At 67.6% G+C, this 10335-nt stretch carries 9 protein-coding genes; 6 read left to right on the forward strand and 3 right to left on the reverse strand.

Annotated elements, in window-relative coordinates; all coding sequences use genetic code 11:
- Positions 1 to 103 precede the first annotated feature (103 nt).
- From ACFPZ3_RS68760 to ACFPZ3_RS68770, 3 genes are all read left to right on the forward strand, one after another.
- A complete protein-coding gene (locus ACFPZ3_RS68760) occupies positions 104 to 3982 on the forward strand; it encodes a S8 family serine peptidase (RefSeq protein WP_379525106.1) in 3879 nt (1292 codons plus the stop codon).
- A 355-nt stretch (positions 3983 to 4337) separates the two neighbouring features.
- Complete coding sequence (locus ACFPZ3_RS68765) at positions 4338 to 4607, forward strand: hypothetical protein (RefSeq protein ID WP_379525107.1); 270 nt, start codon at positions 4338 to 4340, stop codon at positions 4605 to 4607.
- 102 nt (positions 4608 to 4709) lie between these two features.
- The gene (locus tag ACFPZ3_RS68770; protein WP_379525108.1) at positions 4710 to 4880 is read left to right on the forward strand and encodes a hypothetical protein; all 171 of its coding nucleotides are present in this window, start codon (positions 4710 to 4712) and stop codon (positions 4878 to 4880) included.
- A gap of 166 nt (positions 4881 to 5046) precedes the next feature.
- On the opposite strand, the gene ACFPZ3_RS68775 is transcribed toward ACFPZ3_RS68770, so the two are convergent.
- Both ACFPZ3_RS68775 and ACFPZ3_RS68780 read right to left on the reverse strand, forming a co-directional pair.
- A complete protein-coding gene (locus ACFPZ3_RS68775; protein ID WP_379525109.1) occupies positions 5047 to 5664 on the reverse strand; it encodes an NADPH-dependent F420 reductase in 618 nt (205 codons plus the stop codon).
- A 32-nt stretch (positions 5665 to 5696) separates the two neighbouring features.
- Positions 5697 to 6431 carry an SDR family NAD(P)-dependent oxidoreductase gene (locus tag ACFPZ3_RS68780; protein ID WP_379525110.1) on the reverse strand — a complete coding sequence of 245 codons (735 nt, stop codon included), beginning with the start codon at positions 6429 to 6431 and terminating at the stop codon, positions 5697 to 5699.
- 125 nt (positions 6432 to 6556) lie between these two features.
- Between ACFPZ3_RS68780 and ACFPZ3_RS68785 the strand changes: the two genes are divergently transcribed.
- A complete protein-coding gene (locus tag ACFPZ3_RS68785; protein WP_379525111.1) occupies positions 6557 to 7285 on the forward strand; it encodes a TetR/AcrR family transcriptional regulator in 729 nt (242 codons plus the stop codon).
- A 259-nt stretch (positions 7286 to 7544) separates the two neighbouring features.
- Here ACFPZ3_RS68785 and ACFPZ3_RS68790 read toward each other — a convergent pair whose 3' ends face one another.
- A complete protein-coding gene (locus tag ACFPZ3_RS68790) occupies positions 7545 to 7697 on the reverse strand; it encodes a hypothetical protein (protein ID WP_379525112.1) in 153 nt (50 codons plus the stop codon).
- Between the two features lie 607 nt (positions 7698 to 8304).
- Here ACFPZ3_RS68790 and ACFPZ3_RS68795 point away from each other — a divergent pair.
- Both ACFPZ3_RS68795 and ACFPZ3_RS68800 read left to right on the forward strand, forming a co-directional pair.
- A complete protein-coding gene (locus tag ACFPZ3_RS68795; RefSeq protein WP_379525113.1) occupies positions 8305 to 9420 on the forward strand; it encodes a glycosyltransferase family 2 protein in 1116 nt (371 codons plus the stop codon).
- 379 nt (positions 9421 to 9799) lie between these two features.
- The gene (locus ACFPZ3_RS68800; protein ID WP_379525114.1) at positions 9800 to 10135 is read left to right on the forward strand and encodes a hypothetical protein; all 336 of its coding nucleotides are present in this window, start codon (positions 9800 to 9802) and stop codon (positions 10133 to 10135) included.
- The last annotated feature ends 200 nt before the right edge of the window (positions 10136 to 10335 follow it).

Raw genomic sequence — 10335 nt, forward strand, 5'->3', positions numbered from 1 at the left:
CCGGGCCCCGGCGATTAGCTTGATCACCAACCGGACATAAGCTCTTTCGGAAGATTTGGGAGCGCTCCCGAACGTGCTCCCGTCATGACCGAAAGGGCGTACCTTGTCCCCTTTACCCGCACGGCTCGCCGCGGCCTTATCCGGCCTGGCACTCGTTCTGGCGACCGGCGCCACCGCGCCACCCGCCCAAGCCACCACCGGCCCGTTGACAGGCACCGACGCTCAGCCGACCGGCACCACGGCCGAGACCCTCGCCGCGAGCGGCACCACAGCTGAGACCCTCCCCGCGAGCGGCACCACAGCTGAGACCCTCCCCGCGAGCGGCACCACCCTCACCCTCATCACCGGCGACGTCATCGAGTACACGCCGACGACGAAGGGCGCGCCCTCCATCGCCATCCGCGAGGCCGCCAGACCCGGCGGCGCGGACATCACGTTCGCCACGCTGCCCAGCAAGGACGGCGGCTACCTGGTCCTGCCCTCCGACGCCGCCGCCATGGTCGCGTCCGGGACGCTCGACGAGGAACTGTTCGACGTCGAGACGCTGGCCCGCGAGCAACGCGCCGACGTCATCCCCCTGCTGGTCACGTACACGGGCGACCCGGCCCCGGCCACGCTCTCCAGGAGCGCCGGCGCCCTGCCGGCCGGCGAGAACATCCGCGTGCTCGACAGCGTCCACGGCGCGGCGATGACCGTGGACGCGGGACAGGCCGGGACGTTCTGGGCCGGACTCCGCACCGACCGCGCCTCCGCCGGCCGCTCGGCCAGCGGCATCGCGAAGATCTGGCTGGACCGCAAGACGCGCGCGTCGCTCGACAAGAGCGTGCCGCTCATCGGCGCGCCGACGGGCTGGGAGAAGGGGTACGACGGCAAGGGCGTCAAGGTCGCCGTCCTCGACACGGGCATCGACACCGACCACCCCGACTTCGCCGGCCGCATCCTCGCCACCGAGAACTTCTCCGACTCCGCCGCCATCGACGACAAGGTCGGCCACGGCACCCACGTCGCCTCGACCGCCGCCGGCGCGGGCAAGACCTACAAGGGCGTGGCCCCGGCCGCGTCGCTGCTGGTCGGCAAGGTGCTCGACGACGTCGGCGAGGGCGAGTGGTCGTGGGCCATCGCCGGCATGGAATGGGCCGCGGAACAGGGCGCGGACGTGGTGAACATGAGCCTCGGGAGTTGTTGCGGCAACGGCACCGACCCGATGAGCCAGGCGCTGAACGAGCTGACGAAGCAGCACGGAACGCTCTTCGTGACGGCCGCGGGCAACGACTCCGACCCGCTCACCGTCGGCGTGCCCGCGGCTGCCGACGAGGCGCTCGCGGTGGGGGCCGTGGACAAGACCACGGGGACGACCCTGGCGGACTTCTCCAGCCGGGGCCCGCGCCTGGACGACGCGGCGGTCAAACCGAACATCGTCGCCCCCGGCGTGGACATCGTGGCCGCCCGCTCGTCCGACTCCAGGTTGCCCGGCATTCCGGGCGATGAGGCGTACACGTCCTTCAGCGGCACCTCGATGGCGACCCCGCACGTGGCCGGCGCCGCCGCGATCCTCGCCCAGCAACACCCCGAGTGGCGGGCGGGCGAGCTGCGTGACGCCCTCACCTCGACCGCCGTGCGCAACGACGACCACAACTGGTACGAGCAGGGCAGCGGCCGGGTGGACGTGGCCCGCGCGGTCACCCAGACCGTGTTCGCCACCTCCGTCGTGGACTTCCGCCTGCTGGACGAAGCGGCGACGCGGCAGATCACGTACCGCAACACCGGCGCGGAGGCGACCACCCTCACGCTCTCCCTCCTCACCCGGGGCTGGAGCGGCAAGCCCGCCCCCTCGGGCGCGATCAAGCTGGGGGCGCAGAGCGTCACGGTCCCCGCTCATGGCACCGCCACGGTGGACCTCACCGTGGATCCCGAGATGGGAGAGGTGGGCGCGTACGGCGGCTGGGTGACGGCGATCGCCGGGGACGCGCACGTGGTGACACCGTTCAGCTACTACACCGGTCCCGCCACGCACCGGCTCGGGGTGTCGCTGGTCAACTCGTACGGGACCAAGGAGTTCTTCCCCGGTTACCAGGCCGAGCCCATCGTGTACGTGATCCCGTCGAAGCGCGCCAACAGCCCGGAGGACCCGTTCAACCCGTACGGGTACTACTACCTGCACACCGACTACGCGGGCCTCGGCGAGTTCAGCCTCCCGGCCGGTGACTACGAGGTGATCGCCGTAGTGCCGGAGAGCCGGCTCACCAACCGCAGCAGCTGGGTGATCAAAGACATCACCCTGAACGCGGACAGAACCCTCACCCTCGACGCCCGCACAACCGTCCCCATCAGACCGAGCACCCCCAAACCCCTGGACGGCGGCGGCCAGGCCTACTACGTCCGCACCTTCGCCGACCGCACCCAGCCCGTCTCGATCTACGGCAGCGCGGCAGGCGGCGGCCACAACCTCTACGTCTCCCCGGTCTCCTCCCCGAAGGCGGGCAAGGTCCGCCTGACCCACCAATGGAATGTGGAACCCCCCGTCCTGTCCACCGCCAAGGCCGGCAAGCTCACGCTACATCCGGCCTACGACATGGACGCCCTGCGCAACCTCGCCTCCACCACCACCCTGCCCATCGTGTCCGTGGGCCAGGGCAGGGCCGAGGATTTCGAGGGCGTGGACGTGACGGGCAAGGTCGTCCTGGCCGGAATCCCGGTCACGGGAACCGACCGGCCGTACGTCACCGCCGCCGCCAACATGGACGACGCCTCCCAGAACGCCTCACGGCGCGGGGCGGCGGGCATCCTCACCTACCTCGACGTGGACGGCGGCCAGGCCCGGGTGCCCGCGGGCTCTCTCCTTCGGCTGGGCCTGACCGCCGCCGAGGGCCGCGCCCTGCGGTCCGCGCTGGAACGGGGCCCGCAGTCACTGCGGCTGGAGCCGTACACGGGTCCGGACGAGGTGTACCACCTGCGCTTCGACTCCCACGACGGCGTGCCCGCCCGTCCGGTGAAGGTCGATCTGGATCGTCTGGTACGGGTGGACGCCGCGTACCACGCCGACGCACCGGAGACCAGCGGCTGGCAGTACGGCGAGTCCACGACCGGCGAGGAGCCCGGCCGTATGGTCTACGGCGGCTCCTTGACCATGCCCACCACCCGCACCGAGTATTTCGGCCCCACCTCGAACGACGTGGTGTGGTCCCGCACGATCACGAACGCGGGTCTCATCCTCCGCTCGGACGACCGCTTCACCCAGCGCGACCGACGCCTCTCGGAGCAGTGGTTCAAGGCCCCGCTGGTGCCCGGCGCCGCCGACGTCCCCTCCCCCGTCCAGCTACCGTGCGCACTCTGCCGGGACGGCGACCGATTCATCCCCGCCGAACAGTGGAAAGACTCTGACCCGCGCCACTACAGCGACCCCAGCCCCATGACCTCTACGCCCCGGCTGTTCGTCGGTGACCAGGAGCCGGCCGTACAGGGCCGACGCCCCCGCTCGTTCACGGTCCCCGCCCAGGCGGGGCCGTACCGGCTCGAATCAGTGGACACCACCGGCCGCCCCCTCTCCAGAACGGTCACCACGACCTCCACCTTCACCTCCACCCCGCCATCCGCCGAACCGCCTCGCGGCTACATCTGCACCTTCAGCACAACCTGCGCATTCCAACCAGCACTCCAGCTCACCTACGACCTCCCCCTCGACCTCCTGAACCTCGCCCCCTCCGGAAAACCGTTCACCTTCGCCCTGGAGGCAGGCACCCACTCATCCATCCACCGACCGCCGACCGTGAAACGCCTCGAAGTGCAGTACTCGGTGGATGACGGCACAAGCTGGCACCCGGCAAACCGCGTCAGAAAACACGGCAATGGCCGCTACCGCGTCGAACTGACCCACCCAGCCCTGGCCCGGACCACCGGATACGTCTCACTCCGCATCACCGCCTCGGACTCCGCAGGCGGCTCCCTGACCCAAACCATCGACCGCGCCTACGGCCTGCGCTAACCCAACCCACGGCGGCCAGGCCCCAACCCTGGCCGCCCCCACCACCTACGGGGGCAATCGAGCACTTCGTCACCAACGCTTCAACGCCACAGAGACGGCACCAGCAAGCGACTGTCCCTCGCCCTGGGCCATGGCCGTGACAGCCTGATCCGGCCCGGTAAGACGGTTCGATCCGGCCCCACCTCGACGTCCGCTGTGACGATTTGAAGTGGCCCCACCTCGACACGCCGGGGCTTCCTGTGACGGTTTGAAGTGGCCCCACCTCGACACGCCGGGGCTTCCTGTGACGGTTTGATCCGGCCCCACCCGAGCGTGGTCTCCGACGAGTTCGGTGATCACGAGAGGTGGGGCGGGGATGGGGGCGAGAGTGGAGCTGTTCGCAGCGATCCGACGTGACGAGCGGGTGTCAATCCGGCAGCTCGCGGAGCGGCACAAGGTCCACCGCCGCACGGTCCGGCAGGAACTGGGGTCAGCGATCCCGCCGGAGCGTAAGACGCCGGTGCGGGTGTCACGACGGCTCGAGGACTTCACGCAGGTCATCGACGCGACGCTGCGCGAGGACCTCGACGCCCCACGCAAGCAGAAGCACACCGCCCGCCGGGGTCCTGGCCCGGCTGGTCGATGAGCACGGCGCGGGCGAGGTGTCGTACTCGACGGTGCGGGCTACGTCGCCCGCCGCCGACCAGAGATCCTTATCGAGGCGGGCAAGCAGCCGGCGGCGGGGTCCGTGCCGCAGACCCACGCGCCGGGCGCGGAGGCCGAGGTCGACCACGCCGATCTCTGGGTGATCGTGCGCGGCGTGAAGACCAAGACGCAGCTGTTCACGCTGCGGCTGTCGCACTCCGGCAAGGCGGTGCACCGGGCGTTCCCCACTCAAGGCCAGGAGGCGTTCCTGTAAGGCCACGTCTACGCGTTCGAGCAGCTCGGCGGCGTCCCAACTGCCAACCCGGCGTCGAGGGTGCGAACTCGCGTAGGCGGCCGATCAGAGCGTCGCGCTTACCGTCCGCCGGCTGGAGCCGGTTGATAAATACCACCGTGGCCATGTTCACTCCTGGAGAGCATCTTCAGAGGACCTCGGCGCCCAAGGCGATGTCGAAGCCGGCGCCGTTGCGTGCCAGGCCCACCAGGAGGATGCCGGCCCATTCAAGGGCGTAGGCCATCTCGAGCCCTCCTGCGTCGAGGGCCCGCATGTCCAAGCTCTCCAGAAACGCCGCGACACGTACCTTTGCCTCGGCGCTGTCGCCGGCAAAGAACACGTCCAGGGGCTTGTCTTCAGCAAGGACGCCGCGGAAGATCGAATTGAATGCCTTCACGACGTGTGCGCCCTCAGGGGCGGCGGCGGCGATCTGCTGGGACACCGAGTTGCCCGCGGTAGTCACGAGTCCACTTACGTCGGCGTTGAACGGGTTGGTGATGTCGACGAGGATCTTGCCGGCCAGCGCATCGCCGTAGTGCGCGACCACTTCGACCGCGCCGGTGTACAGGACGGCCACGATGACGATGTCACCCGCCGGCCTTGCGCCGAACGTGCCGACGGTGGCTCCGTTGCCGATCTGGTCGGCGAGCGCCTGAGCCTTGGCGGTGTTGCGGCTCATGAGCTCGATGGTGTGGCCGTGCTTCGCCGCCCGGGTGCCGATGGCGGTGGCCATGTTGCCCGAGCCGATGATGCTGATGATGCTCATGACGTGTGTTCCCTTGTTGTGTATGGACGCGCTCAGATCACTGTGGTGCCGCCGTCGACCACCAGCTCCATGCCATTGACGTAGCTCGAGTCGTCCGAGGCGAGGAACAACGCGACCGACGCGATCTCTTCAGGGCGGCCCATCTCTCGCCGCGGGATCACGGATTCGAACTGCGCCTTCATCTGCTCGTCCATCACCTCCTCCAGAATCGGCGTGGCGACCTGGCCGGGGGTCAGCACGTTCACCCGGATCCTCCTGTCTCTCAACTCGGACACCCACACCCGTGCGTAGGCGGGCAGCACGGCCTTGCTCGCTGCGTACACACTCCAATCGGGGTAGCCCCGGAGCGACGCGTTCGACCCGGTCATGACGATCGAGCCTCCATCGTTGAGCAGCGGCAGCGCCTTCTGGACCGTGAACAGCGTGCCGCGCGCGTTCAGCGAGAAGGCGGCATCGAACTGCTCCTCGGTGATCTCGCCGAGCCTGCCCTGCTCGCCCGTCCCAGCACTTGCCCACAACACGTCGACCGTGCCCTTTTCCTGCTTGACCGTCTCGAACAAACGGTCCAGATCATCGAGGTCGGCCGAATCGCCCTGCACGCCGGTCACGTTCCGGCCGATCAGCTTGACGGCTTCGTCCAGCTCGTCGTTCCGCCGGCCCGAAATGAAGACGTGAGCTCCTTCATCAACGAACAACTTCGCACCGGCCAGCGCCATCCCACTTGTCGCGCCTGTGATTACCGCAACCTTGCCATCGAGCTTTCCCACGACCACTCCATTCACATGCCGCGCCGATGCTATGTACACCGATCTGCGTACTTAACGTATAGAACAGTCGCGCGGGGTGCAAGCTATGCACACCGATCGGTACCCAAGTGGGCTACGCTGGGCGTGTGACAGAGTTGGAGAAGGGGCCGCGAGGCCTGCGCCGCGGCAGGGGCGCACGAGAGCGCATCCTCAGCGCGTCACATCAACTGTTCCGCGATCAAGGCATCAACTGCACCGGTATGGACCAGCTCTGCGCGGTGGCTGAGGTGTCCAAGCGCACGCTTTACCAGCACTTCACCGGCAAGGACGAGCTGATCGCCGAATGCCTACGCCGATTCGATCCCGACATCCTGCCCGAAGTGTTCGACCGCACCGACCTCACACCTCGCGAACGACTCCTCGCCGCGTTCGACGTGCACTCGCCCCTGTGCCCATTCATCGCGGCGGCCGTCGAAATCCCCGACCCGGGCCACCCGGCACGCGTACAGGCCCGCAACTACAAAAAAGACTTTGCCGCCCGGCTCACCGATACCGCCCGCGAGGCCGGCGCCACCAACCCCGAACAGCTCGGCGAGCAACTGGCGCTGCTCCTGGACGGCGCCTCGGCCCGCAGCCGAGTCCTCAACACCGAAGCGTTCACCACCGCCGCCGCCATCGCAGCCGTCCTCATCGACAACGCCATCCCCACGGCAGCGACACCGGCGGGCGCAAGCGCTGTCGAGCAGCCCGGCCAGGATGCCGATGCCGATGCCGATGACGCCGGCCGGGGCGGCGCCCCACGTTCCGGCCGTGGCACCATTGCCGAGCACCCTGGCCAGGGCCCCATCCTTGACCGCATCACGAAGCAGATGTGATCGGAAAGCTTCATCGAGCCGAATAGCGCGCAAAGATCGCAGCGTCGACTCGCGCAGGCGCGCCGGCGATGATGCGCCACGGCACTGACGAAGCTTACGTCCCGGACCAACGACTCCATCGACGTGTTCATCGTCGAGACCGTCACGTCGGCCCAGCCGCAGATCCAGGCGCGCGCATCAAGCAACACGCGAGCCGCCTTCCAGCGACCGACCGCAAGGCAACGAGAGCTCCACGCTGCACATCGCCCGCCAGCTGGGGTCAAGCACCGACGACCTCAGCCACCGTCCATGCGTTGCCATGGGCCGCGACATCGACGTCGAACGCGCTGCCGTCGGGGAACACGAGCTCCCACGGATCGGGGAAGGTGTTGAGTCCCCAGCGGTTGTCCTGCGTGCTCGGCACGACAGACACGTCCCAACCCCGAGCTGGTGCGATCACGACCGCCGCAACATCGCAGTCCATGGCAAAGGTCCTGTCCGCTCTCCAACGCAACACCGCGGGACCGTCATACGCCTTCACCAGGACATGGCCGCATCCCGTCGCTGAGGCCGCATCGAACCGTCACACCGGGGCCAATTCAGGTTGACACGCCCTTGGCCACCCCCTGGAACCACCACCCCGCTCTGAGCCACCTCCCTCGAACTACCACCCCGCCCTGGGATCACCCCGCCCTGGGACCACCTTCCCGACCCCCGCACCACCTCGCCCTGGGACCACCTTCTCGACCCCCGCACCACCCCGCCCTGGGACCACCTTCTCGACCCCCGCACCCCCTCATCCACAGGACAACCCAGACAGCCACACCCCCATCCCCAGAACCCCGTTCGGAGCCCCACCACCCCACCCCCGCAGAGCATCCTCATACCCACACCGGCCGAACCACCCGGCCAACACCACCCTCACACCAAAGGAGCCAGAGGATGCCCGGAGGCCCACCCACGCTCGGCTTCAGCGTGATCATCTACGCCACGGTCGGACTGATCACCCTGATCGCCCTCAAGCTGAAGAGGCGACGCAGGTGACCAAGACCACGGCACAAGCACCCGAGACCACAACACAGGCGAAAAGAACAACCCCACAATCCGCCCTGACCGTCACCGTCATCATCCCCGCCCACAACGAGGAACTCGGCCTCCCCGCCACCCTCCAGTCCATCAAAATCCAGTCGATCCCACCAGAAAAGATCATCGTGGTGGACGACGCCTCAACCGACCGCACCAGCGAGGTGGCCAAGGCTTACGGCGTCATCGTCCTACGCCCACCCCACAACCTCGGCAGCAAGGCCAGAGCCCAGAACCACGCCCTCCCCCACTGCGACACCGACCTGATCCTGGCCGTAGACGCCGACACCGTCCTGGCCCCCGACTACATCGAACGCATCAAGCCCACCTTCTCCGACCCCTCCGTGAACGTAGCCGCCGGCAACGTACAGACAAGATTCGCCCGCACCCCCTGGGAACGCGGCAGATCCACCGAATACCTCTTCGGCTTCCACTGGCACCGCCCCATCCAGCAGCTGGCCAACAGTCCCATGGTCTGCTCAGGCTGCTGCTCGGTGTTCAGACGCTCGGTCCTGATGGACTTCGGCGGCTTCCCGGAACGCACGATCGTCGAGGACATGGACTTCACCTGGAGCCAACAACTCGAAGGCCACAGAGCGGTGTATGTCTCCGACGCCATGGCCTGGGCCGCCGACCCAGAATCCCTCACCTACCTCCGCAAACAGGTATGGCGCTGGATGGCCGGCTTCATGCAGAACGTCCGCCTCCACCTCCCCCGCCTACTCACCCGCAAGCCCATGCTCGCCACCTGGATCATCATCGCCCTCCTGGAAATCCTCCTGGCCCCGTTGTGGTGGGCGACCCCCCTGTTCCTCACCCTGTCCCTGCACAAGCCAGTGGCCCCCACGATGGCCTGGTGGACAGGCGGCGAACTGCTCCTCACAATCCCAGCGCTCCTCTACGCAGCCAAACGCCGCCACCTCCCCGTAAGCCGGGTCCTCGTCAACCTCCCCTTCGTCTACCTCAACAAGGTCGTCAACCTCTACTACGCCTGGAAAGCCCTACTGGTCGAGCTGATCCTGGTCCCCCTCCACCTGTCCCGCGGCCTGGTCATCTACGAAAAGGGCCGCTAACCCAGCCACAAACACACCCACTCCACGCAGCCCCACCCCACCACCAACCACTGCCCCCTCACCCACACCACCACCGATCACTAGCACTCCTCACCCACACCACCACCGATCATTGGCACCCCGTACGCACACCACCACCGATCGCTGACGCCCTCACCCACACCACGAATCACTCATGCTCTTCATCCACACCACCACCAATCCCTGATGCCCCTCACGCACACCAACCCCTCCTACATTCGACCCCTCCCTCTCCGCCCCTCAACAACCACCGCACACGCCGCACCCTCACCACCGAGTAGTCGATCAATAACTCAAAGTAGTCATAGGATGACTCCCGACCGATGCGTTCACCGCAACCGAAGGGGTCTATCCGCTCATGCTCGCCCGAACCATCTCTGTGGCCGCCTCTTGCCTGGCATTCGCACTGTCCACGTGCACACCCGCCCAAGCCGCCACCGGGATCTTCACATACCGCTACCCCACTGAGCCCAGCGGTCTGGGCACGGGTGAGCTGATCAACCCCAGAAGCGGCGCCTGCATCAACCTCCCCGAGGTCCGTTTCACGGAGGACAGCGCCCACACCCCAACGAACGCCACCAGCTCCACAGTCACCGTCTTCACCGGCATCGACTGCACAGGCGACTACTACTCCCTACGCTCCGGCGGCAGGGCGTCCAGCCGCCTCCTACTCAAGTCGGCCGTCTTCTCCTGACCACGCCCCACCGCAAACAACCGAACCGCTCGGCAGCCGAGAAACCCACCTCCTGCCGAGCACCAACCCAAATCCCCCCACCCACCCACGTACGCACGCACCGCGCGCCTACCCCCGGCCCCACCACGGAGGACCCGGAAAACAACCTCGCCCAGACACCGCCCCGCTCGCCCAGACACCACCCTCAGCGCGCAGCCATT

It is taken from the genome of Nonomuraea insulae, assembly GCF_042656245.1.